Raw genomic sequence first — 21,222 nt, forward strand, 5'->3', positions numbered from 1 at the left:
TTGAGCATAATCCTGTCTCAATATACTCGAATCGAGTATAAAAGAGGAGGAATGCCAGATGTCCACCGCCCTGCGGCTGCCCGAGCTTTTTGACCGCGTCCGTCAGGTCATTCCCGAACCGGACTGGATGCTGTTCGAGGATGATATCGCCGCGATCCTGCGCCTTAAACGGGAACGTAACGCGGTCATTCTGGCCCATAACTATCAGACGCCCGAGATCTTTCACGGTGTGGCTGATATCGTCGGCGACAGTCTGGCGCTGGCCCGCAAGGCGATTGATGTTGATGCCGATGTGATCGTTCTGGCGGGCGTGCATTTCATGGCCGAGACCGCCAAATTGCTGAACCCGGACAAGACGGTGCTGATCCCCGATATGGGCGCGGGCTGTTCCCTGGCGGATTCGATCACGCCCGAAGATATCGCGGGTCTGCGCGCGGCCCATCCCGGCGTGCCGGTGGTGACCTATGTGAACACCTCGGCTGCGGTGAAGGCGGCGTCCGATATCTGCTGTACCTCGGGCAATGCCCTGCAGGTGGTGGAATCGCTGGGGGTGCCCCGCGTATTGATGCTGCCCGACGAATATCTGGCCCGGAACATCGCCAGCCAGACACAGGTTGAACTGCTCACATGGCACGGCCATTGTGAAGTGCATGAGCGTTTCACCCCCGGCGAAGTGCGCGGGTTTCGCGATGCCTATCCGGGGGTGACGATCCTTGGCCATCCCGAATGCCCGCCCGAGGTGATTGCCGAGACCGATTATTCCGGCTCGACCGCGGGCATGTCGGAATTCGTCGCCCGGCAGCGACCCGAGCGGGTGCTGTTGCTGACCGAATGTTCCATGAGCGACAATGTTGCCATTCACCATCCCGAAACCGAGTTCATCCGCCCCTGCAATCTGTGCCCGCATATGAAGCGGATCAGCCTGTCGAATATCCGTCAGGCGCTTGAGGAAAACCGTCACGAGGTCACTGTCGACCCCGCTATCGCCGCCCCGGCACGCCGCGCGGTGGAACGGATGCTGGCCGTATGAGACCTGCGCCACCGGAGTTGACCGGTCGGGTCGTCATCATCGGCAGCGGCATCGCCGGGCTGGTGACGGCGCTGGCTCTGGCACCGAAGCCGGTCGTGCTGGTGACGCAGGGGCGATTGGGGCAAGGTGGTTCGACCGTACTGGCGCAGGGCGGGATCGCGGCGGCCATCGGGCCGGATGACAGCCCGGCACTGCATCTGGCCGATACGCTGTCGGCGGGCGATGGGCTGTGCAATTCTGCCATCGCCGAAACCATCCTGCGGCAGGCGGGTGAGGCGATCGCCTATCTGGAAAGCCACGGCACGCGTTTCGATCGCGACGCCTCTGGCGCCCCGGTTCTCGGGTTGGAGGCCGCACATGGCCGCCGACGCATTCTTCACGCGGCAGGCGACGGTTCTGGCGCAGAGATCGTGCGGGCATTGGTGGCGGCGGTGCGCAGCTGCGCCTCGGTCGCGATACTGGAGGATACCAGCGCGTGCCGTCTGCTGACCCGCGACGGCATGGTTGCGGGCCTGCTGCTGCAACGCGATGGCGCGGGTATGATCTTGCCCACCGGGCAGGTGGTCATGGCCACGGGCGGCATCGGCGGGCTTTATGACGCGACCACCAATCCCGTCGACAACCGGGGACAGGGGATCATGCTGGCGGCGCGCGCTGGTGCCGCGCTGGCGGATATGGAATTCGTGCAGTTCCATCCTACCGCGCTGGCCGTGGCGCGCGGCCGGCTGCCCCTGATTAGTGAGGCCGTGCGCGGCGAGGGAGCGATTCTGATCAATGATTGTGGGGAACGTTTTCTTACCGGGCATCCCGGAGAGGAGCTTGCCCCAAGGGACATCGTCGCCCGTGCCATTCATGCCGAAATGATATCGGGGCGACAGGTGTTTCTGAAGGCTGATGATATCGATTTCCCGACCCGGTTCCCGGCCATTACCGCGCTGTGTCGCGAGGCGGGGATTGATCCGGCGCGGGAACCGATCCCGGTTCGTCCCGCCCAGCATTATCATATGGGCGGAATTCATACGGATATCTTTGGACGCAGCACGCTTCCGGGACTGTGGGCCATTGGCGAATGCGCGGCGACCGGCCTGCACGGTGCCAACCGGCTGGCCAGCAATTCGCTGCTGGAGGCGGCGGTGATGGGCCTGAATGCGGCGCGTGATATCGCCGCCGGTCCCGGTTCGCATCCTGCCATCCCAGCAATGCCGGACCTGCCGCCCGAAGCCGATCCCGGGCAGGTACGCGCCATCACCTCGCGCCATCTGGGCATTCTGCGGGACGGGGCGTCGCTTCACGCGGCCATTGCCGGGCTGCTGCCCTTGGCGCTTGGCAGGGGCGGGGCGAGTGATCCCGCCATCACCGCCCTTGCCATCGCCGTTTTTGCCGCTTTGCGACAGGAATCGCGCGGCGCCCATGCCCGCACCGATTTTCCCGCCCAAGCCATTCATTCCGTCAGCCGGAGGATGACACTGGATCAGATCATCCAATCCGCCCGTCTGATCCTGTCCGATAATCTTGCCCGGAGTGCCTGATATGACCCTTTCCCCCCTGCCGCGCCTGATGATGGAAGGCCCTGTCCGTATCGCCCTGACCGAGGATCTGGGCCTTGCGGGCGATCTGACCTCGGCTGCGGTGATCCCTGCGGGTCACCGCTCGACCGTAACGGCGGTGGCCCGGCGCGAAGGAATCGTGGCGGGGCTGGATCTGGCGGCGCTTGCGTTCGAGCTGGTTGATCCGGCCTGCCGCATGACGCGCCATCTTGCCGATGGCGATCCCGTGCCGGCGGGCGGGCGGATATTCACCGTCGAGGGCCCCTCTGCCAGCCTGCTGACAGCCGAGCGCACGGCACTGAATTTCCTGTGCCACCTGTCGGGCATCGCCACTGTCACCAACGACATCGTCCGCGCCGTGACCGGCACAAGCGCCGCCATTGCCTGCACCCGCAAGACCACGCCCGGATTACGGGCGCTGGAGAAATATGCGGTCAGGGCCGGGGGCGGGATGAACCACCGCTTTGCGTTGTCGGATGCCGTGCTGATCAAGGACAACCATATCGCCATGACCGGCGGCATCCGTCCTGCCATCAAGGCCGCCCGCAGCACTTCCGGCCATATGGTCAAGATCGAGGTCGAGGTCGATACGCTGGCGCAGCTGCGCGAAGCGATGGAGGTCGGTGTGGACGCCGTGCTGCTGGACAACATGACGCTGGCTGAATTGCGCGAGGCCGTGGATATCGTCGCCGGTCGTGCCCTGACCGAGGCATCCGGAGGCATCACGCTTGACAGCGCCGCCGCGATCGCCGCGACCGGGGTCGATCTGATCTCTGTCGGCTGGATCACCCATAGCGCGCCGATTCTGGATATCGGTCTGGATTATGTCGCCGAAGATACCCCTGTCCCCGAGCGGCTGTCGAACAGGTCATAGGCGCATTTTCCCGTCGCTTCGCTTCCGTAACCGTCTGGAGGCTGGACAGGTCCGTTCGCATCTTCGTATTCTTGCGGTCCAGGATGGAAACGGTGACGCCCGATCATCGAAACAGGGAGATGGAAGCATGGTTCGCAGGGATTTCGACCCGGACACGGTGCAGCCCGATGGGCGTTCTGCGGTCAAGGCGACGCTTTTTCCCCGTGACGCCGCCGGTCCCTGGCGTGGCTCCTGTCCGGGCGAAGCTTTGGGCGGGCAGATCACGGTACTGGCCTATGGCAACGAAACCCCCGGCGAAGGCCCAAGGCTGCATGTCCATCCCTATGATGAAACATTCATCGTCATTGCGGGCCGGGCGCGTTTCTTCGTCGGCGACGATGTCATCGAGGCAACCGCGGGAGAGGTTGTTCTTGGCCCCAAAGGCGTGCCTCACAGGTTCGAAAATATCGGACCGGGAAGGTTGCAGACAATCGACATCCATCATTCACCTGTCTGGCTGCAAACGGATCTGGAATAATCCGGATCTGATGGAACGGTTGCCCTGATCGGCATCATCCGCAATGCGAACACGCAGCCGGCGGCATGCCGGAATATGGGGCCACGCGGCGTACGGCGTCAGATCGTGGATAGCAGCATGCTGGTTTCGCTGTTGCGGATACCGTCTACGATGCGCACCTCGCGCAGGATGCGGTCGAATTCGGCAAGATTCTCGACCACGATTTCCGCCACCAGATCCCATTTGCCGCTTGTCGTATGGAGGCGGCGAAGCTCTGGCAGACCGCGCAGGCTGTTGATGACATGGGTCGTATTGCGGCCCTCGACCTCGATCATCATCACGGCCCGCACCGCACTGTCTTCGTGATCGTCGCGCACTCGTGCGGTGAAGCCCAAAAGCGCGCCCGCATCAAGCAACCGGTCGATCCTGGCCTGCACGGTTCCCCGCGCGACTCCAAGGATATCGGCAAGTTTCGACACCGGCGCACGCCCATCCGCGCGCAGCAGGCTGACAAGTCTGCGGTCAAGATCGTCAAGGCTGTATTTGGCGGCGTGGCGTTTCATCGGCTAACTATTTGCTCAATTGTTCTGATCAATCTGTCCAGTTCTATCGCAAATGTCCAGCAACTTCGCCATTTTGCTAGCATTCTGCACAGTGGATACTCTTGGTAAATCGCATGTCCACAGGAATCGCCATGTCCGCCCCAAAACCTTCCGATCTTGCCTTCGTGCCCTTTATCAGTGTCGAGAACATGATGCGGCTTCTGCACCGGATCGGCATCCCTGACGCCCTGACCGGCCTTGCCGCCTATATCGAAGAGGATTTCCGGCGATGGGAGCTTTTCGACAAGACGCCGCGGGTGGCTGCGCATTCCAGCGATGGCGTCATTGAACTGATGCCGACCTCTGACGGAACGAGTTATGCGTTCAAATATGTCAACGGGCATCCAAAGAATACGCGTGACGGGTTGCAGACCGTCACCGCGTTCGGCCTGCTGGCCGAAGTCGCGACGGGCTATCCGCTGCTGCTGTCGGAAATGACCTTACTGACGGCTTTGCGTACGGCAGCAACTTCGGCATTGGTGGCAAAATATCTTGCGCCCGAAGGGGCGGACACGATGGCCCTGATCGGCAATGGTGCACAATCCGAGTTTCAGGCGCTTGCCATGAAGGCGGTTTGCGGCATCGCGCATCTGCGCCTTTACGATATCGACCCGAAGGCCACCGAAAAAGCGATGCGCAATCTTGCCGGTCATGGCTTCACGCTGACTGCCTGCGCGTCGGTGCAGGAGGCGGTCGAGGGCGCACAGATCATCACCACCTGTACCGCCGATAAGCAATTCGCGACGATCCTGACAGACAATCTGGTTGGCGCGGGCGTTCATATCAACGCCATCGGCGGCGATTGCCCGGGCAAGACCGAGTTGCACAGGGATATCCTGAGCCGCGCCGATGTCTTTGTGGAATATCCCCCGCAGACCCGGATCGAGGGCGAGATCCAGCAGATGCCAGAGGATTTTCCGGTCACCGAGTTCTGGCAGGTCGTGACCGCCGCCGCGCCCGGTCGGCGCAATGATCGCCAGATCACGCTTTTCGACGGGGTGGGCTTTGCGACCGAGGATTTCTCGGCCCTGCGCTATATCCGCGACCGGCTTGAGGGCACCGGGTTTTATCAGGCGCTTGATCTGCTTGCCGATCCTGATGATCCCCGCGATCTTTTCGGCATGCTCCAGCGCGCGAATGATGGCGCAGCATGAGCCGCCCCTCTGTTCAGGCTCCGGCTGCCGTTGTCATGGTGCGCCCTCACCATTTCTCGGTGAATACCGAAACCGCGCAGGATAATGCTTTTCAGGCGAACCATGGCGACGCCGACAGCGCCCAGCTTGCCCGCCGCGCCTATGATGAACACAGCGCCGCCGTCGCCGAACTGGAACGCCACGGCGTCCGGGTGCATGTCTTCGAGGGCGACGATGCCGCCACGCCGGATTGCGTCTTTCCGAATAACTGGTTCTCGACCCATGCAGGCGGGCATGTCGCCATCTACCCGATGAAGGCGATGAACCGCAGGCGCGAAAGGCGCAGCGACATCATCGAGATGCTGAAGACCAGATATCGGGTACAGGATGTGATCGATTATTCGGGGCTGGAGCCTGACGGCCTGTTTCTTGAGGGAACCGGGGCGATGGTGCTGGACCATATCGGGCGGATCGCCTACGCGGTCGCGTCCGAGCGGACCAATCCGATCGCGCTGGAACGGTTTTGCACACATTTCGGCTTCGAGCCGATGGTCTTTCCGGCGGCGGATGCGCGAGGGACGCCGATCTATCACACAAATGTCCTGATGTGCATCGGTACGGATTTCGCACTGATCGGCGACGGAATGATAACGGATCGCGCGCGCCGGAAAGAGGTGGTCGCGCGACTTGAAGAATCGGGGCGCAGGGTGGTCCGGCTGACCGAGGCGCAGATCGGCGCCTTCGCCGGCAACGCCATCGAATTGCAGGGGCGGGATGCGCGATTACTGGCATTGTCGCGAACCGCGTTCGATGCATTGACGGTGACCCAGCGGGCAACCATCACGGAAAGCGCGACACTGGTACCGCTGTCGATCCCCACGCTGGAAATGGCGGGCGGATCGGTTCGTTGCACGATGGCCGGTATTCATCTTGCGCCGCGTCGCTGATTGCGGGTGGAGATATGACGGAGCTAGGTCGTCAGTGTTCCGTTTCCGTTGAATGCGAAACCGCGCCAAGCCGGAAAATTGCGGGAACTGCATAGCGACAATCAAATCTGGCCAGGGCGAAAATTCGCCCCGGCCAAGGCTGGCATCAGGATTTGTCGCGTATGAAATCGTCGATACGACGCTCGGCATCGTCTTTTGCCCAGCCGTATTTCTCTTGCAGCTTTCCGGAAAGCTGGTCCCGGTTGCCGTCGATCTGATCGATCTCGTCGTCGGTCAGATCTCCCCATTTCTCCTTGACCGACCCTTTGAACTGTTGCCATTTACCTTGAATGATATCCCAATTCATCTCGCACTGCTCCTTTCAGCATGTGTGGTGACGAAATCGGACGCGCGTCCACTCTCTCGTGTCGCAATTGCAGGATCAAAACGTCCGGAGGGCAGGAAAGTTCCGGGATTTTGCCCCGCCGATAGCTGCGATACCCCCGAGCGGACGGGTTTTCACGCATGGCAAGAGGGCTTTTCGGGGGGGATTCGCTTTCCCTCTCTTCCCCTTCTTCTTTGCGGTAAATACCTCGGGAGTCGCCGGCAGGTGCGCCACTGGTTCGAGAGCCAACCGGCGACGGGGCAGCGCCCCCGGCTATCGCGGGACGCAAATAACCGGCGTTTCCGCTTCGGCAAAACGCGCTCTATGGCACCAGCCATTCCGGACGCCGCTTTTGCCCTGTCGTCGTTTCCGACGTCCAAAGTCGATTTCCGGCCCCTTGGACGGGCCGGAAATCCATAGGTAAAGCGGGCTTATGCCAAAGCAAGATTGACAGCGGATTCCCGGCCGTCGCGACCAGCTTCGATGTCATAGGTGACGGCTTGACCGTCATTCAGCTGGCTCAGGCCCGACCGTTCCACGGCCGAGACATGCACAAAAACATCACGTCCGCCATCTGCGGGGGCGATAAAACCGAAACCTTTGGTAGAGTTGAACCATTTCACGGTGCCATTGGCCATCGTGTCGTCTCCTGTAATATTTGCTGCCCACAACATGCGGCAGCCCGGCTCAGCGTCGTCATTGGAACGTCTGAAGCCGAATGGAGACAGAGGGTCGAAAGAAGAACGTTTGCAGCGCCCGTATAAATATTATCGCCACGAATGCAAGTCATTCCGAATTCAGGCCCGCATATGTGACGCATCATCCGTCTGCCGGAACCGCCGATCGGAAAATATATGCCGGGGGATTCAGCGATCCGCGATCCTGCCATATGCGAACTGGCGCACCAGAAAATCCAGAAAAGCACGAATTTTAGGCGCGAGATGCTGGCGCGACGGATAGACCGCGTAATGCGTGACTTCCGTCGTCCGCCACGCGTCCAGCGCGGTTTCGAGCCGCCCCTCTTGCAAATCCGTTTCCACATATTGATGCGGGATCAGGCTGACCCCGAAGCCCGCGCGAAGCGCGTCACGGACCGCTAGGCTTGACGACACCGAATAGCGCGCGGCGACCGCTATACGTTCTATCTGCCCGTCTTTTCTGAATTCCCAGATATCGGCGTTCGGACCATGCGGAAAGCGGATATGGTCCAGCTTCGCCAGGTCGGACGGGGTTTGCGGTTTTCCATGCGCCGCGAAATAAGAACGGGTCGCGCAAAGCACATGTGACATCACCCCCAGTTTTCGCGCAATCAGACTTGAATCCTCCAGATTGCTATATCCCCTGATGGCAAGATCGAACCCTTCGCGGATGATATCCACGCGGCGGTCGTCAAGATGCAATTCAAGGCGCAAATCGGGATGGCGCGACAGGAATTCCGGTATCGCCTCGGACAGCCGGATAAGCGCGACTGTCATCGGCGCGCTTACCCTGAGCGTGCCGACCGGCGACGATCTGGTCGAAGAAAGCGCCGTTTCGCCTTCGATCAGGGCATCAAGGCCGCGCGAGACATGTTCAAGATAGGTCTTGCCCTCTTCAGTTAACGCCATGCGCCGCGTTGTCCGGTTGATCAGGCGCACGCCCAGATGCGCTTCCAGTTCCGCGATGTTCTTGCTGATGGCCGGTGGTGACAGACCAAGCTTTCTTCCGGCTTCGGCAAAGCTGCCTTGCTCGGCCACCTGTCGAAAAACCCGCAATGCCGTGAAGCGATCCATTTTATTGTTCTCTGATAGTAAATGATTTCTTATAAAATTACCATATTATCGCATTTTGGCAAATTCCTTATCTCTGCTGTCATCAACTACAGCCAAGAGTGAACCAGATGACCCATCCGACAATCGATCTTATCGAAAAGCGCGTTTCGGCCAATCGTTTCGATCCCTCGCATCTTCTGACGGATGCCGAGATCGCGGAACTCGTCCGCCTCGCGACCTGCGCGCCGACGGCCTATAATCTTCAGAACTGGCGGTTCATCGCGGTCCGCAGGTCAGAGGCGAAAGCGAAACTATGCGACCTCGCCTATGGTCAGGCCAAGGTCGCCGATGCGGCCGTGACCTTCATCATCTGCGGCCAGAAGCCCGATCATATCAGCCTGGCGGAACGGTTGCAGCCATTCGTCGCATCCGGTCATATGCCGCCTGACATGGCGGCCGCCTGGCAGGAAAACGTGCGCGCGACCTATGCCGGCGATCCCCAGGCGGCCCGTGATGAAGCGATCCGTTCCGCCACATTCGGCGTGGCAACGCTGATCCACGCGGCCGAGGCGATGGAGCTCGTCTCTGGCCCGATGGTCGGGTTCGACGCGGATGCAGTGGCCCGCGAATTCGGACTCGCGCAGGACGAAATGCCTGTCATGCTTCTTCCTGTCGGCCGCGCCGCGCCGGGCAACTGGCCGCAGAAGCCGCGCCGCCCGCTTTCCGAGGTTCTTCAGTTATCATGAAAGCCAATCTCTCGGATCTGTCACTTACCGCTATCGCGCCGATTGTCTGGGGCAGCACCTATCTTGTCACGACCCAGTTCCTGCCCGGATTTTCGCCGATGACCGTCGCCATGCTGCGCGCGCTGCCGGCCGGGCTTCTGCTGCTGGTGATCATGCGTCAGTTGCCAGCCGGGATCTGGTGGCTGCGGGCCTTTGTCCTTGGCGCTCTTAATATCTCGATCTTTCTCAGCATGTTATTCGTCGCGGCATACAGGCTTCCCGGCGGTGTGGCGGGCACGGTGCTTTCCGCCCAGCCACTGATCGTCGTCTTCCTGGCCGCATTCCTGTTATCCGGCAGGTTACGTCCGCTGACAGTCGTGGCCGCGCTGGTTGGCATGGGCGGCGTTGCCTTGCTGGTGCTGACCCCAAGCGCCTCGCTTGACGCAATCGGCATCGCGGCCGGTCTGGCGGGGGCGACATCCATGGCGCTGGGAAGCATCCTGGCGCGCAAATGGCAGCCTCCGGTATCGCCGCTTACCTTTACGGCATGGCAACTGACTTGTGGCGGGTTGCTCCTACTTCCGGTCGTTCTGGTTGTCGATCATGCCATTCCTGTTCCGACGGTTTCCAACCTGCTGGGCCTTGTCTGGCTGGGCCTGATCGGAGCGGCCGTGACCTATGCGCTCTGGTTCCGCGGAATCGGACGGCTGGCGCCTTCAGTCGTATCTTCGCTGCTATTCCTCAGCCCGCTGACCGCTGTGCTGCTTGGATGGGTTTTTCTGGGACAGACGCTGAGCATATTGCAGATAACCGGAATCGCGCTTGTCATCGGAAGCATCTGGCTTAGCCAGCGGGCGAATGGCTAGTCGGGGCGCAAGGATAACTTTGCCCGGATGCGCAAGGGCCGGTTTCAAGGTAAAAGACAAGACGGTCATGCCACTCGTCTCGTCCATAATCTGCCCAAGTGATCGGCAGTCTGCCTAAAATTTTGCCTACCGTCGGAAAGCCTTCGTTTCCGTCATCCCGCAGGGACGATGCGTGGTTGCAGCCGCAGGGTCATGGCTTTCATTGGCGCCATGTTCGACTCGACAGGTTCAACAGTTTTGCAGCGAAGCCACGGACTGGCCCGGATCATGCTGGGGCCCAGGGGGCTGATCGATCTTGCGCAAGCGGGTTCGGCCAAGGTCATGATGCCGCATGTCGTGGCAAAATGCCCCGAGGTCGTTTTTCTGAACACCTCGGGCGGAATGGCCTCTGGCGACCGGCTGGAATATCATGTCGGGATGCGGGCCGGTTGCCGGGCCGTGGCGACCACCCAGACCGCCGAACGCGCCTATCGCGCGAATGATCTTCCTGCGCGGGCACAGGTCCGGCTGACGCTTGGCCCGGGAAGCTGGCTCGATTGGCTGCCGCAGGAAACCATCCTCTTTGACGGTGCAAGGCTGGAGCGCGTGACTCGTGTCGATCTGGGGCCGGGGGCGGGCTGCATGTTGCTGGAGATGATCGTGCTGGGCCGTCAGGCGATGGGCGAGCAGCTATCGCATCTGCATCTGCGCGATCGCCGCGAAATATGGCAGGGGGGGCGGGTCATTCACCATGACGCGCTGTCGCTGGACGACGCGGCGCTGCCTCGCTTGCAGGATCCGGCCATTCTGAACGGCGCGAAGGCGATGGCGACATTGGCGGTGATTGCCTCGCATGCGCCGGACTTGCTGGGCTGCGCACGCGCGGTTCTGGATGAACCCGGCGTAACTGCGGCGGCAAGTGCGCCGCCCGGACGGCTGATCCTGCGGCTGCTTGCCTCTGACGGATGGCCTTTGCGGCGGCAGATCAACCGGTTGCTCGGGGCGCTTCGTCCCGATCCCTTACCACGTATCTGGCAGGTCTGATCCATGAATCTTTCTCCTCGTGAACGCGAGAAACTGTTGGTCTCACTCGCCGCGATGGTCGCCCGGGGGCGATTGCAGCGCGGCGTCAGGCTGAACCTCCCCGAGGCCATCGCCCTGATCACCGATTTCGTCGTCGAGGGGGCCCGCGACGGGCGTAGCGTTGCCGATCTGATGCAGGCGGGCGCGCATGTCATAACCGCAGATCAATGCATGCAGGGCGTGCCCGAGATGATCGAGGCGGTACAGGTCGAGGCCACTTTTCCCGATGGCACCAAGCTGGTCACCGTCCATCATCCGATCCGTCAGGAGGCTTGAATGAAAAGATTTTCTATTATCACCACCACGATCTTCTTCCTGCCCGGATCGGCATTCGCGCATCCCGGCCATGAAAGCGGGCAGTTCATCGGCGGGCTGTCCCATCCCATCGCTGGGGCGGATCACCTGCTGGCCATGATCGCGCTTGGCCTTTTGGCGGCGCAGCTTGGCGGGCGGGCGCTTTGGGCGCTGCCTGCCGGATTCGTTGCCGCGATGATCGCGGGCGGTCTATGGGGCTGGGCGGGGCTGCCCTTCCCCGGCGCCGAGCCGATGATCCTTGCCTCGGTCGTCATCCTTGGCGCCTTGGTCGCCATGGTCATGCGGCTGCCTCTGTCAGTACTGCTTCCCGGCGTTGCGCTGTTCGGCTTTGCACATGGCTGGGCGCATGGCGCGGAAGGTCCCGCGCAAGGGGTGATCACCTATGCCATCGGCTTTGCTGCCGCGACCATGGGGCTGCATCTTCTGGGTATCGCCATGGGCAGGCTGATCGGGCGCGGGGCGCTGTTGCGGGGGCTTGGGGGCGGCACGGTGCTGGCTGGCCTTGCGCTGGCGGTTGCGGGCTAGGCCATGATCCCCGGTGAAATCTTTCCCGCAAAAGGCGACATCGTGCTGAACGAGGGCCGCGAAACGATTGTTCTGTCGGTCGCCAATACAGGCGACCGCCCGATCCAGGTCGGCAGCCATTACCATTTCGCGGAAACCAATCCGGCCCTGCAATTCGACCGCACCGCTGCACGCGGCATGCGCCTGTGTATCCCGGCAGGTACCGCCGTCCGGTTCGAGCCGGGGCAATCGCGCGAGGTCCGGTTGATCCCTTATGCCGGGCAGCGGATCGTGCAGGGGTTCCGCAAAGCTGTCATGGGGGCACTGTGATGGTGACCCTGTCCCGTGCCGATTATGCGGCGATGTATGGCCCGACGCGCGGCGACCGCATCCGGCTGGCCGATACGGAACTGGTGATCGAAGTCGAGCGCGATCTGACCATTCCCGGCGAAGAGGTCAAATTCGGCGGCGGCAAGGTCGTCCGCGACGGGATGGGGCAATCGCAGGTTACGCGCGAAGGCGGTGCAATGGATACCGTCATTACCGGTGTCGTGCTGTTCGATCATCAGGGCATCATCAAGGCCGATATCGGGCTGAAGGATGGCCGCATCGCCGGGATCGGCAAGGCGGGCAATCCCGACACCCAACCCGGCGTCACCCTGATCATCGGCCCGGGAACCGAGATCATCGCGGGCGAGGGCCGCATCCTGACCCCCGGCGGCTTCGACTGCCATATCCATTACATCTGCCCGCAACAGGTCGATCACGCGCTGCATTCCGGCGTAACCACGCTGCTAGGCGGCGGCACCGGCCCCGCGCATGGGACTTTGGCCACGACCTGCACCCCCGGGCCGTGGCATATCGCCCGGATGCTGGAAGCCTGCGCCGATCTGCCCGTCAATATCGGCGTGGCGGGCAAGGGGAATGCCTCGCGCCCCGCACCATTGGAGGAACAGATCCGCGCCGGGGCCTGCGCGTTGAAACTGCACGAGGATTGGGGAACCACCCCCGCCGCCATCGACAATTGCCTGAGCGTGGCCGACGCGATGGATGTGCAGGTGATGATCCATACCGACACGCTGAACGAATCCGGCTTTGTCGAGGATACGATGGCCGCCATCGCAGGCCGCACGATCCACGCCTATCACACCGAGGGCGCTGGCGGCGGTCATGCGCCGGACATTATCCGCATGGTGGGCATGGGCAATGTGCTGCCCTCATCCACCAACCCGACGCGGCCCTATACCGGCAATACCATCGAAGAGCATCTGGACATGCTGATGGTCTGCCATCACCTTGACCGCCGGGTGCCCGAGGATGTGGCCTTCGCCGAAAGCCGCATCCGGCGCGAAACCATTGCGGCCGAGGATATCCTGCACGATCTGGGCGCCTTCAGCGTGATTTCCTCGGACAGTCAGGCGATGGGCCGGATCGGCGAGGTCATCATCCGCACATGGCAGACCGCCGACAAGATGCGCCGCCAGCATGGGCGGCTTGATGGCGAGCAGGGCAAGAACGACAATCTGCGCGCCCGCCGCTATATCGCAAAATACACGATCAACCCGGCCATCGCGCATGGCGTCTCTGCCCATATCGGCAGCATCACCCCCGGCAAGCGCGCCGATCTTGTCCTGTGGTCCCCGGCATTTTTCGGCGTCAAGCCCGAGATGGTGCTGATCGGCGGTCAGATCAGCGTGGCGCAGATGGGCGATCCGAACGGTTCGATCCCGGTGCAGCCGGTCTTCAGCCGCCCGATGTGGGGGCATTCGCGCCGTGCCTCGGCACTGTTCGTCTCGGGCGCGGGGCTGGAAGCCGGAGCGGGCGATGGCTTGGACAAAACGCTGATCGCGGTCGCGAATACGCGTGACATCGGCAAGGCGGATATGGTGCTGAACGATTCCATGCCCGAAATCGAGGTCGATCCCGAAACATACGAGGTGCGGGCGAATGGCGAATTGCTGAGCTGCGAACCCGCGACTGAACTGCCGATGGCGCAACGCTATTTCCTGTATTGAGGCGAACATGATCCCGCACAGCCACCATATCCTGCGTAACGCCAAGGCTCCCTTCGATGCGGAAGTCGTGCTGGACTATGATTCCCGCCTGCTGCGCCGCAAACGTCTGGACTGTGCGGGCGGCGATTTCCTCGTCGATCTGCCCGAGACGGCCAGCCTGAACGATGGTGATGCCTTTGAACTGTCAGACGGTCGGCGCATTGTCGTGCGTGCCGCGCCCGAGCCGGTTCTGCTCATTCATGGCGATCTGCCCCGCCTCGCCTGGCATATCGGCAACCGCCACACCCCCTGCCGGATCGAACCCGACCGGCTGATCATCCGCGCCGATCACGTGCTGGAGGCGATGCTGCATAAACTGGGCGCGCAGACGAAGCATGCGATGCTGCCTTTCAGCCCCGAAGGTGGGGCTTATGGTCACGGGCGGACCTTTGGGCATGATCACGGGCACTCTCATACCCATGCGCACGATCACGCCTGACGCCGCCCGCCTGCGGCTGGCGCAATATCTGTCGCCGGCTTTCCCGGTTGGCGGTTTTGCATGGTCGCAGGGATTGGAATGGGCGATGGATCGGGGAATCGTGACCCGCGCCACCTTGGCCCAATGGCTGGCCGATTGGCTGGATCACGGCTGCGGCTGGACCGATGCCGTACTGGTCGCCCTGTCGCTGCGCCCCGGTGCCGAATACCCGGTGCTGGACGATCTTGCCCGTGCCGCCTGCATGAGCGGGCAACGCCTGTCCGAAACGGCCGAGCAGGGCGCGGCCTTTGCCGGAAATGTCGCCACGATCACCGGGGAGCATCATCCCGCCGCTGCCCTGCCAGTGGCATTCGGGCGGGCCTGCGCGGGATTTCCGCTGCCCGCCGCCGAAATCATCGCGGCGTTCCTGCAAGCGCAGGCAACGACGTTGATCTCTGCCGCGATACGTTTCATGCCGCTTGGCCCCATCGATGGGCAGGCGATGCTGTCCCGCCTTCAACCCGCGATCATCGCAATCGCCGAACGCGCCGCCACGGCCAGCAAAGCCGAACTGACCAGCGCGACGTGGGGGGCCGATATCGCCGCCATGTCGCATGAAACCATGAGCACAAGGATATTCCGGTCATGAGCCAAAACGGCCCGCTTCGTGTCGGCATCGGCGGTCCCGTCGGCGCGGGCAAGACTACCCTGACCGAGCAAATCGCCCGGGCACTTGCCCCGCGCCTGTCGATGGCGGTCATCACCAATGATATCTACACGCGAGAGGATGCCGAGGCCCTGATGCGCGCGCAGGTGTTGCCGGGCGAACGGATCCGGGGTGTCGAAACCGGCGGCTGCCCGCATACCGCGATCCGCGAGGATGCCAGCATCAATCTTGCGGCGATCGCCGATCTGAACGCCGCCTTCCCCGATCTGGAACTGGTGCTGATCGAGTCGGGGGGCGATAACCTGGCGGCGACATTCTCGCCCGAGCTGGCGGATCTGACCATCTATGTCATCGATACTGCCGCCGGTCAGGACATTCCCCGCAAACGCGGCCCCGGGCTGGCGCGCTCGGATCTGCTGGTGGTGAACAAGACCGATCTTGCGCCGCATGTGGGCGTCGATGCCGGGTTGCTGGAAACTGATGCCCGCCATGCCCGGGGATCGCGGCCGGTCGTGATGGCATCGTTGCGTGCCGGCAGGGGCGTCGATCCGATCGTCGATTTCCTGATCCGCGAAGGCGGGCTGCAACCACGGCAATCACCTTCCCGCTAAAGCATGCCGCAGCTGTCTCGCTTCCTCCCCTTCTTCTTTGTCCAAATACCTCGGGGGTCGCCGGCAGGTGCGCCACTGGTTCGAGAACCAGCCGGCGGCGGGGCAGCGCCCCCGGCTATCGCGGGACGCAAATAACCAGCGTTTCCGATTGAGCGCGACAGGCTCTAGGATGCGATCCTGCGCCTGTGGTTTCCCGGCGAGACACCGATCACCCGTTTGAAGGCGCGGGTGAAAGCAGCCTGCGAGCCATAGCCCATCTTATGCGCCACGGCTGCCACCGAGCTGCCCTCTTGTTCCAGCCATTGCGCGGCAATCCGCATCCGCAGATCGGTGACATAACGCAGCGGACTTACACCCACGACCGTTACGAAGCGATCCGAGAACACGGATCGCGAAGCGCCCATCAGGCCCGCCATTGTCGGAATATCCCAGTCGCGACCGGGATCCTTGTGCAGTTCGGCCAGTACCCGGGCAAGGCGGGGATCGCGCAACCCGGTAATCACGCCCGACAGGTTGTCACAGCCGCATTCCACCCATCCGCGAACGATCAATGCGGCGATGACATCCGCAAGCCGGGCAAGGATACCCGCCGAGCCGGGGCGGTCCTGTGCCATCTCGCTTTCCATTGCGGCAAGGATCGCATGCATCTCGGGCTGACGGTCAAGAAGCGCGCCGACGGACATCGCATCGGGCATCAGGCCAACCAGAGGATGCATCGTGACCAGATCAAGCTCCATCGCGCCGGTCAGGACGATCGTGTCCCTCGTCCGGCAGGTGGCCGCGTCACAGGCTTTGACCTCGCAGAACGCCCGGCAGATCTGTTCCGGTTCGTAACTGCCGAAATCCCGCGCCGCCACCCGGGGGCCTGACAGCAATTGATGTGGCTGAGCACGCGGGATCAGCACCGCATCTCCGGCCTGCATGAGTCGGGGCGCTGCATCGGGAAGAAGCAGCAGCGCCTCTCCCTGGCCGATGAAGTGAAACCGCGCCCCGTCATCGGCGCGGAAGTTGATCCCGAAAGGGGATGACAGGCGCAGACGCCAATAGCTTGCCCCGCGCAGGCGCATCCCAAGCAGTACCTCGCTGATGGCGTCAGGTTTATTTTGCGTATCGGTGTTTCGATCAAACATGCCGGATAAACTGGCATGGATTGTCCGGATTTCCAAGCCAAATTCGATCCGGGGAATGTTCAGGACAAAGGGACAGAATATGGCTACGGATATATCGCTGATCGATGCGCCGGACCGGGCAACCGCCGAAAGGCCGCTGGCACAGGATCGCCCGGCCTGGGGTGCGGTCTTTTCAATGTCGCTGGGCGTGTTTGCGCTGGTGACCGCCGAATTTCTTCCTGCAAGCCTTTTGACGCCTTTGGCCGAGGGATTGCAGATCAGCAAGGGCGCGGCCGGACAGGCGGTCACGGCGACGGCACTGGTCGCCTTGATAACCAGCCTGTTCATCTCAGTCGCCACGCGCGGCCTCGATCGAAGATGGGTGCTGATGGGATTTTCGGTTCTGCTGGTGATCTCGAACCTGATCGTTGCCGGCGCGCCGGGTCTTGCCATGCTGCTGGTCGGGCGGATTCTGATGGGCATCGCCCTGGGCGGATTCTGGAGCTTGTCTGTCGCGACCGTCATGCGGCTGGTCCCCGAGCAGGCGATCCCGCGCGCGCTTGCGATCATGTTCATGGGGGTTTCCGCGGCAACCGTGTTTGCGGTGCCTGTCGGCAGCTATCTGGGCGCGTTGATCGGCTGGCGCGGGGTGTTCGTCGCGGCGACCGGGCTGGCGCTGCTGGCATTGCTTGTCCAGTATATCACCCTGCCGTCACTGCCCGCACGCGGCAACAACCGGCTGGGTGCATTGGTCCAGGTTCTTGGCCGCCCGGGGATCGGCATCGGCATGCTTGCGGTTCTTCTGGTTTTCGCGGGGCATTTCACCTTTTTCACCTATATTCGCCCGTTTCTGGAAAATGTCACTTCGGTCGGGATTGAAGGCGTGACCGTCATCCTGTTCGGATTCGGGCTGGCGAATTTCGCCGGAACCTATCTGGTCGCCTTCGTAATCGAGCGTTCCCTGCGTCTGGCGCTGCTGCTGATGCCGCTGGTCATGGCCGTTATCGCCCTGTTGCTGACAACGATCGGAGGGGTCGCGCTTCTGGACGCATCGCTGATCGCGCTTTGGGGACTGGTCTTTGCCGGCGTGCCGGTATCCTGGTCGACATGGATCACCCGCGCATTGCCCGATGAGGCCGAGGCCGGCGGCGGTCTTATCGTCGCCGCGATCAACTTCGCTATTGCCACAGGGGCCGGAATCGGCGGCGCATTGCTGGAATTCACAGGGCCCAGAGGCGTCTTTCTTGCAAGCGGCGTCATATTGGTCGTGGCGGTGGTCACCATCGCGGGTCGGGTCAGACCGGAATGACAATCGCGCGGGCCCGGCAGGGATCGGGCCTGCGCTTTCCGGCCGTGCCCGGAATGCGGGTGACGATATCACCCCGCCGCTGGCGGTATTTCCGGGTTCCAGACGATTTCCCACAGATGCCCGTCAGGATCACGAAAATACCCGGCATAACCGCCATAGAACGTGTCCTGCGGCGTCTTGATGATCTCTGCTCCTGCGCGTCTTGCGGTCTCCATCACCTCGTCGACCTCTTCGCGGCGCAGGACGTTATGCCCGATGCTGACGGCCGTGGAACTGACGGGCTGTTTCGGCAGGCCGGTATCGTGGGAAATATCGTCCTGCGCCCAAAGCGCGAGTATCAATCCGCCCGACAATTCGAAAAAGACCACCGCGCCATGCTCGAACTCTGACCGATGATGCCCCTGGTCGGCAGGCCAAGACCGTCGCGATAGAAGATCAGCGATTGTTCAAGATCGGCAACGCCAAGCGTGAGAACGGAGATTACAGGTTTCATGTCCATACCCTTTCTATCGGTGCCTGCAAGATGCAGGCACCCTGATAGTCCTGGGCCGTCACCAAAGTAACGGAAGGACCCGCCACGCGGGGGCCGGGCCAACCTTCCCGAGCCTAACCTGTTTCGGACGTATAAAAGGTTAGGTCGGCCGGTGCGAGGTGTCAATCTTGCCCCGCATGGCACCCGTATGCCGTTACCAATCGCTGACAATCGCCGCCCCTATTCGTGCGATCTGTTCGTTCCGTTCATCCAGTGTGGCCTCTGTTTCGGTCATGTAGACCACGACGATACGTCCCGGCTGGCCATCCGGCCCCAATGCCGCCACGATCCCGCGCGCGCCGCGGGCACCCGCGCCGGATTTGTCGGCGATATACCAGCCCTGCGGCAGCGCCGCGCGGATCAGGGCATCGGCCACGCGATCATTCTCCATCCATGTCAGAAGCTGCTTGCGCGATTCCGGGGAAAGAGCGTCACCGAACAACAGCCGGTTCAGCGTTTCGGCCATCGCGCCCGGCGTGGTCGTGTCGCGCGGGTCGCCGGGCTCGGCGCTGTTCAGCTCGGTTTCCCAGCGATCCAGCCGGCTTGTGGCGTCCCCGATCGCGCGCAGGAAATCCGTCAGCCCCTGCGGGCCATCCACCGCCGCAAGCAGCAGGTTGCCGGCGGTGTTGTCGCTCATGGTGATCGCCGCCTCGCACAGCGCATCAAGCGTCATGCCAGTGCCGACATGTTTTTCGGTGACGGGAGAATATTCCACAAGCTGCGAAGCCTGATAACCGACGTGGCGATCAAGCCGATCCTCGCCCGCATCGACACGGGCAAGCACCGCAGCACAGACAAGAACCTTGAAGGTGCTAAGCATCGGGAAACGCTCATCGATGCGGTAGCCCTGAATGCGGCCCGAGGCCAGATCCAGAGACGCATAGCCGGCGCGGGCATCAAGTGCGGCCTCGGCCTGCCGGACAGCGGCAAGGGTCGCATCTTCGGCATCCCCGGCAGCGGCGGGGCCACCCGACAACGCCAGCATGGCAATCACGGCAAGGCGCATGAATTTCATTGCTTCATCTCCAATACGGATTCGATCAGCGTCAGCCCGGCATCCACGCGGGCAGGAAGCGGAACATTGCGGTTGGACAGGATCACAAGGCCAAGATCCTTGTCCGGGATGAAGGCGACGTAACCGCCGAAGCCATTGGTCGATCCCGTCTTGCTGAACAGGACCTCTTGATCGGACGTCTCGGGTTCCGCAAGCCTTGTCGCGGGCTGGCTTTCGGTAACCATCTCGGGCGCATTTCCGGCAAGCAGCTGCTCACGCGGCACCGGCCAGGGATAGCGTTCCCAGATCATGGCCTGATCGAAATGCCGGGTCCGGGTCTGGGCCGCATGGGTTTTCGCCACCGAGTCCTGCAATTCCGGCGGGATCTTCACATCGCCCAGATTGATCTGCAGGAAGCGCAGCATGTCGCGCAGATTCGATTTGAGACCATAAGCCTCGGAATCCAGTACACCCGGATTCACCCGGACAGGGCTGTCATCCTTGCGCGAATAGCCAAAGGCATATTGCGGCATCTGTGCCTGAGGCACATCGACATAAGTGTTTTCCAGGCCCATCGGATGCAGGATTTGATCCCGCAGAACCGTGGTATAGTCACCGCCAAAGGCTTCGGCGGAAGCGCGGCCCAGCAGGCCGATGCTGATATTCGAATAAGAGCGTTCACCCGCGCCGGGAACGGGTTGCCAGGTTTGAAGCCAGCGCATTAGGGCGCTGTCGTCCTGCGCCTCGTCCGGTACCTGCAAAGGCAGGCCGCCGGTCTGATGGGTGGCAAGATCCATCAGGGTCACAGCCCCAAGCGCGCTGTCCTTCAGATCCGGCAGCCGAACCGAGGCCGGGTCCGAAAGCGACATATGCCCCTGTTGTTCCGCCAGCGCGGCAAGCGCCACGTTGAAGGTCTTGCTGATCGAGCCCAGTTCGAACAGCGTCTTGTCCGTGACCGGTTTATCTGCCGCACGGTCGGCCATGCCTGTGGTGTAAACGTAATCCCGGCCCTGCCATGTCAGACCGACGGCCAGTCCCGGAACGTCATATTCCGCAATGACGGGCGCAAATATCTCGGCGGCCGCCTTCTGGAACTCTGTTTCAGTCATTGCCGATACCGGCATCGCCGATAGGGGCATTACAAAACCTGTTGCGAACAGGCCAAGGCCCGCGCATCCATAAATCATTCTCATCTTTTCGCTCTGCTCATTTGGACACGGCGATTGCTTCGCCGGCAAGGACAGGGTTACGGTGAAAACCTGCTGATGCACAAACGATCATATTTCACTTGAGCCATAAGATAATCTAATCT

26 protein-coding genes are annotated in these 21,222 nt (G+C 62.1%); 17 read left to right on the top strand and 9 right to left on the bottom strand.

The genetic code is table 11. The features are described from left to right. Positions 1 to 58 precede the first annotated feature (58 nt). The 4 genes from nadA (at position 59) to Q0601_RS03815 (ending at position 3,968) form a co-directional block, all read left to right on the top strand. Positions 59 to 1,030: a quinolinate synthase NadA gene (gene nadA / locus Q0601_RS03800; protein ID WP_305287296.1), complete on the top strand. Its 972-nt coding sequence runs from the start codon at positions 59 to 61 to the stop codon at positions 1,028 to 1,030. Then, entirely contained in the window at positions 1,027 to 2,559 is a 1,533-nt protein-coding gene (locus tag Q0601_RS03805; protein ID WP_305287298.1) for an L-aspartate oxidase, read from the top strand. The genes nadA and Q0601_RS03805 overlap by 4 nt, the downstream gene beginning before the upstream one ends. Position 2,560: 1 nt before the next feature. Further along, a complete protein-coding gene (gene nadC, locus Q0601_RS03810; protein ID WP_305287300.1) occupies positions 2,561 to 3,451 on the top strand; it encodes a carboxylating nicotinate-nucleotide diphosphorylase in 891 nt (296 codons plus the stop codon). A gap of 127 nt (positions 3,452 to 3,578) precedes the next feature. Then, on the top strand, positions 3,579 to 3,968 hold the full coding sequence (locus Q0601_RS03815) for a cupin domain-containing protein (RefSeq protein ID WP_305287302.1): 390 nt from the start codon (positions 3,579 to 3,581) through the stop codon (positions 3,966 to 3,968). A gap of 98 nt (positions 3,969 to 4,066) precedes the next feature. On the opposite strand, the gene Q0601_RS03820 is transcribed toward Q0601_RS03815, so the two are convergent. Then, complete coding sequence (locus Q0601_RS03820) at positions 4,067 to 4,510, bottom strand: Lrp/AsnC family transcriptional regulator (protein ID WP_305287305.1); 444 nt, start codon at positions 4,508 to 4,510, stop codon at positions 4,067 to 4,069. Positions 4,511 to 4,641: 131 nt separating this feature from the next. Between Q0601_RS03820 and Q0601_RS03825 the strand changes: the two genes are divergently transcribed. Next, the gene (locus Q0601_RS03825) at positions 4,642 to 5,703 is read left to right on the top strand and encodes an ornithine cyclodeaminase (protein ID WP_305287307.1); all 1,062 of its coding nucleotides are present in this window, start codon (positions 4,642 to 4,644) and stop codon (positions 5,701 to 5,703) included. Further along, positions 5,700 to 6,629, top strand: a complete 930-nt coding sequence (gene ctlX, locus Q0601_RS03830; RefSeq protein WP_305287309.1) for a citrulline utilization hydrolase CtlX — start codon at positions 5,700 to 5,702, stop codon at positions 6,627 to 6,629. The genes Q0601_RS03825 and ctlX overlap by 4 nt, the downstream gene beginning before the upstream one ends. Before the next feature lie 145 nt (positions 6,630 to 6,774). On the opposite strand, the gene Q0601_RS03835 is transcribed toward ctlX, so the two are convergent. From Q0601_RS03835 to Q0601_RS03845, 3 genes are all read right to left on the bottom strand, one after another. After that, positions 6,775 to 6,975: a CsbD family protein gene (locus tag Q0601_RS03835; protein WP_305287311.1), complete on the bottom strand. Its 201-nt coding sequence runs from the start codon at positions 6,973 to 6,975 to the stop codon at positions 6,775 to 6,777. 449 nt (positions 6,976 to 7,424) lie between these two features. Next, positions 7,425 to 7,631: a cold-shock protein gene (locus tag Q0601_RS03840; RefSeq protein ID WP_305287313.1), complete on the bottom strand. Its 207-nt coding sequence runs from the start codon at positions 7,629 to 7,631 to the stop codon at positions 7,425 to 7,427. Positions 7,632 to 7,859: 228 nt separating this feature from the next. After that, positions 7,860 to 8,765, bottom strand: coding sequence for a LysR family transcriptional regulator (locus Q0601_RS03845; RefSeq protein ID WP_305287315.1), 906 nt, complete (start codon positions 8,763 to 8,765; stop codon positions 7,860 to 7,862). Positions 8,766 to 8,872: 107 nt separating this feature from the next. Here Q0601_RS03845 and Q0601_RS03850 point away from each other — a divergent pair, with 107 nt between their 5' ends. The 10 genes from Q0601_RS03850 to ureG all read left to right on the top strand — a co-directional run bounded on the left by Q0601_RS03850 (position 8,873) and on the right by ureG (position 15,966). Then, positions 8,873 to 9,490: a nitroreductase family protein gene (locus Q0601_RS03850; protein WP_305287317.1), complete on the top strand. Its 618-nt coding sequence runs from the start codon at positions 8,873 to 8,875 to the stop codon at positions 9,488 to 9,490. Then, positions 9,487 to 10,335 (top strand): EamA family transporter, encoded by an 849-nt coding sequence (locus tag Q0601_RS03855; RefSeq protein ID WP_305287319.1) that lies wholly within the window; start codon positions 9,487 to 9,489, stop codon positions 10,333 to 10,335. Before Q0601_RS03850 ends, Q0601_RS03855 begins: the two co-directional genes overlap by 4 nt. Positions 10,336 to 10,527: 192 nt before the next feature. Next, positions 10,528 to 11,358: an urease accessory protein UreD gene (locus Q0601_RS03860; protein WP_305287321.1), complete on the top strand. Its 831-nt coding sequence runs from the start codon at positions 10,528 to 10,530 to the stop codon at positions 11,356 to 11,358. A 3-nt stretch (positions 11,359 to 11,361) separates the two neighbouring features. Further along, positions 11,362 to 11,673 carry an urease subunit gamma gene (locus Q0601_RS03865; RefSeq protein WP_305287323.1) on the top strand — a complete coding sequence of 104 codons (312 nt, stop codon included), beginning with the start codon at positions 11,362 to 11,364 and terminating at the stop codon, positions 11,671 to 11,673. Next, positions 11,674 to 12,237 carry a HupE/UreJ family protein gene (locus Q0601_RS03870; protein WP_305287325.1) on the top strand — a complete coding sequence of 188 codons (564 nt, stop codon included), beginning with the start codon at positions 11,674 to 11,676 and terminating at the stop codon, positions 12,235 to 12,237. 3 nt (positions 12,238 to 12,240) lie between these two features. Further along, a complete protein-coding gene (locus Q0601_RS03875) occupies positions 12,241 to 12,546 on the top strand; it encodes an urease subunit beta (RefSeq protein ID WP_305287327.1) in 306 nt (101 codons plus the stop codon). Then, positions 12,543 to 14,231 (top strand): urease subunit alpha, encoded by a 1,689-nt coding sequence (gene ureC, locus Q0601_RS03880; protein WP_305287329.1) that lies wholly within the window; start codon positions 12,543 to 12,545, stop codon positions 14,229 to 14,231. The genes Q0601_RS03875 and ureC overlap by 4 nt, the downstream gene beginning before the upstream one ends. A gap of 7 nt (positions 14,232 to 14,238) precedes the next feature. After that, positions 14,239 to 14,709, top strand: a complete 471-nt coding sequence (locus tag Q0601_RS03885) for an urease accessory protein UreE (RefSeq protein ID WP_305287331.1) — start codon at positions 14,239 to 14,241, stop codon at positions 14,707 to 14,709. Further along, positions 14,666 to 15,337 carry an urease accessory protein UreF gene (locus Q0601_RS03890; protein WP_305287334.1) on the top strand — a complete coding sequence of 224 codons (672 nt, stop codon included), beginning with the start codon at positions 14,666 to 14,668 and terminating at the stop codon, positions 15,335 to 15,337. Before Q0601_RS03885 ends, Q0601_RS03890 begins: the two co-directional genes overlap by 44 nt. Next, a complete protein-coding gene (gene ureG, locus Q0601_RS03895; RefSeq protein WP_305287336.1) occupies positions 15,334 to 15,966 on the top strand; it encodes an urease accessory protein UreG in 633 nt (210 codons plus the stop codon). The genes Q0601_RS03890 and ureG overlap by 4 nt, the downstream gene beginning before the upstream one ends. A 164-nt stretch (positions 15,967 to 16,130) precedes the next feature. Here the strand turns inward: ureG and Q0601_RS03900 are convergent, their stop codons facing one another. Then, positions 16,131 to 17,096 (bottom strand): AraC family transcriptional regulator, encoded by a 966-nt coding sequence (locus Q0601_RS03900; RefSeq protein ID WP_305287338.1) that lies wholly within the window; start codon positions 17,094 to 17,096, stop codon positions 16,131 to 16,133. 79 nt (positions 17,097 to 17,175) lie between these two features. On the opposite strand from Q0601_RS03900, the gene Q0601_RS03905 reads away from it, so the two are divergent. Beyond that, entirely contained in the window at positions 17,176 to 18,384 is a 1,209-nt protein-coding gene (locus Q0601_RS03905) for an MFS transporter (protein WP_305287340.1), read from the top strand. Between the two features lie 68 nt (positions 18,385 to 18,452). Here the strand turns inward: Q0601_RS03905 and Q0601_RS03910 are convergent, their stop codons facing one another. The 4 genes from Q0601_RS03910 to ampC all read right to left on the bottom strand — a co-directional run bounded on the left by Q0601_RS03910 (position 18,453) and on the right by ampC (position 21,019). Next, a complete protein-coding gene (locus tag Q0601_RS03910; protein WP_305287342.1) occupies positions 18,453 to 18,752 on the bottom strand; it encodes a VOC family protein in 300 nt (99 codons plus the stop codon). Next, the gene (locus Q0601_RS03915) at positions 18,722 to 18,877 is read right to left on the bottom strand and encodes a VOC family protein (protein WP_305287345.1); all 156 of its coding nucleotides are present in this window, start codon (positions 18,875 to 18,877) and stop codon (positions 18,722 to 18,724) included. Before Q0601_RS03915 ends, Q0601_RS03910 begins: the two co-directional genes overlap by 31 nt. A gap of 193 nt (positions 18,878 to 19,070) precedes the next feature. Continuing rightward, positions 19,071 to 19,931: a class A beta-lactamase gene (gene bla / locus Q0601_RS03920; RefSeq protein ID WP_305287347.1), complete on the bottom strand. Its 861-nt coding sequence runs from the start codon at positions 19,929 to 19,931 to the stop codon at positions 19,071 to 19,073. After that, positions 19,928 to 21,019 carry a class C beta-lactamase gene (gene ampC / locus Q0601_RS03925; RefSeq protein WP_305287349.1) on the bottom strand — a complete coding sequence of 364 codons (1,092 nt, stop codon included), beginning with the start codon at positions 21,017 to 21,019 and terminating at the stop codon, positions 19,928 to 19,930. The genes bla and ampC overlap by 4 nt, the downstream gene beginning before the upstream one ends. Positions 21,020 to 21,222: the final 203 nt, after the last annotated feature.

This window comes from Paracoccus wurundjeri, assembly GCF_030678915.1.
Lineage (GTDB): Bacteria > Pseudomonadota > Alphaproteobacteria > Rhodobacterales > Rhodobacteraceae > Paracoccus > Paracoccus onubensis_A.

What these genes read in the sequence shown, in the direction of transcription:
- Q0601_RS03805 (WP_305287298.1), top strand. Translation starts at nt 1,027, where the DNA reads ATGAGACCTGCGCCACCGGAGTTGACCGGTCGGGTCGTCATCATCGGC.
- Q0601_RS03885 (WP_305287331.1), top strand. Translation starts at nt 14,239, where the DNA reads ATGATCCCGCACAGCCACCATATCCTGCGTAACGCCAAGGCTCCCTTC.
- Q0601_RS03875 (WP_305287327.1), top strand. Translation starts at nt 12,241, where the DNA reads ATGATCCCCGGTGAAATCTTTCCCGCAAAAGGCGACATCGTGCTGAAC.
- Q0601_RS03860 (WP_305287321.1), top strand. Translation starts at nt 10,528, where the DNA reads ATGGCTTTCATTGGCGCCATGTTCGACTCGACAGGTTCAACAGTTTTG.
- Q0601_RS03845 (WP_305287315.1), bottom strand. Translation starts at nt 8,765, where the DNA reads ATGGATCGCTTCACGGCATTGCGGGTTTTTCGACAGGTGGCCGAGCAA.
- Q0601_RS03865 (WP_305287323.1), top strand. Translation starts at nt 11,362, where the DNA reads ATGAATCTTTCTCCTCGTGAACGCGAGAAACTGTTGGTCTCACTCGCC.
- Q0601_RS03820 (WP_305287305.1), bottom strand. Translation starts at nt 4,510, where the DNA reads ATGAAACGCCACGCCGCCAAATACAGCCTTGACGATCTTGACCGCAGA.
- nadA (WP_305287296.1), top strand. Translation starts at nt 59, where the DNA reads ATGTCCACCGCCCTGCGGCTGCCCGAGCTTTTTGACCGCGTCCGTCAG.
- Q0601_RS03815 (WP_305287302.1), top strand. Translation starts at nt 3,579, where the DNA reads ATGGTTCGCAGGGATTTCGACCCGGACACGGTGCAGCCCGATGGGCGT.
- ctlX (WP_305287309.1), top strand. Translation starts at nt 5,700, where the DNA reads ATGAGCCGCCCCTCTGTTCAGGCTCCGGCTGCCGTTGTCATGGTGCGC.
- Q0601_RS03915 (WP_305287345.1), bottom strand. Translation starts at nt 18,877, where the DNA reads ATGAAACCTGTAATCTCCGTTCTCACGCTTGGCGTTGCCGATCTTGAA.
- Q0601_RS03850 (WP_305287317.1), top strand. Translation starts at nt 8,873, where the DNA reads ATGACCCATCCGACAATCGATCTTATCGAAAAGCGCGTTTCGGCCAAT.
- Q0601_RS03900 (WP_305287338.1), bottom strand. Translation starts at nt 17,096, where the DNA reads ATGTTTGATCGAAACACCGATACGCAAAATAAACCTGACGCCATCAGC.
- ampC (WP_305287349.1), bottom strand. Translation starts at nt 21,019, where the DNA reads ATGACTGAAACAGAGTTCCAGAAGGCGGCCGCCGAGATATTTGCGCCC.
- Q0601_RS03825 (WP_305287307.1), top strand. Translation starts at nt 4,642, where the DNA reads ATGTCCGCCCCAAAACCTTCCGATCTTGCCTTCGTGCCCTTTATCAGT.
- Q0601_RS03905 (WP_305287340.1), top strand. Translation starts at nt 17,176, where the DNA reads ATGGCTACGGATATATCGCTGATCGATGCGCCGGACCGGGCAACCGCC.
- Q0601_RS03835 (WP_305287311.1), bottom strand. Translation starts at nt 6,975, where the DNA reads ATGAATTGGGATATCATTCAAGGTAAATGGCAACAGTTCAAAGGGTCG.
- Q0601_RS03890 (WP_305287334.1), top strand. Translation starts at nt 14,666, where the DNA reads ATGATCACGGGCACTCTCATACCCATGCGCACGATCACGCCTGACGCC.
- nadC (WP_305287300.1), top strand. Translation starts at nt 2,561, where the DNA reads ATGACCCTTTCCCCCCTGCCGCGCCTGATGATGGAAGGCCCTGTCCGT.
- bla (WP_305287347.1), bottom strand. Translation starts at nt 19,931, where the DNA reads ATGAAATTCATGCGCCTTGCCGTGATTGCCATGCTGGCGTTGTCGGGT.
- ureG (WP_305287336.1), top strand. Translation starts at nt 15,334, where the DNA reads ATGAGCCAAAACGGCCCGCTTCGTGTCGGCATCGGCGGTCCCGTCGGC.
- Q0601_RS03840 (WP_305287313.1), bottom strand. Translation starts at nt 7,631, where the DNA reads ATGGCCAATGGCACCGTGAAATGGTTCAACTCTACCAAAGGTTTCGGT.
- Q0601_RS03855 (WP_305287319.1), top strand. Translation starts at nt 9,487, where the DNA reads ATGAAAGCCAATCTCTCGGATCTGTCACTTACCGCTATCGCGCCGATT.
- Q0601_RS03870 (WP_305287325.1), top strand. Translation starts at nt 11,674, where the DNA reads ATGAAAAGATTTTCTATTATCACCACCACGATCTTCTTCCTGCCCGGA.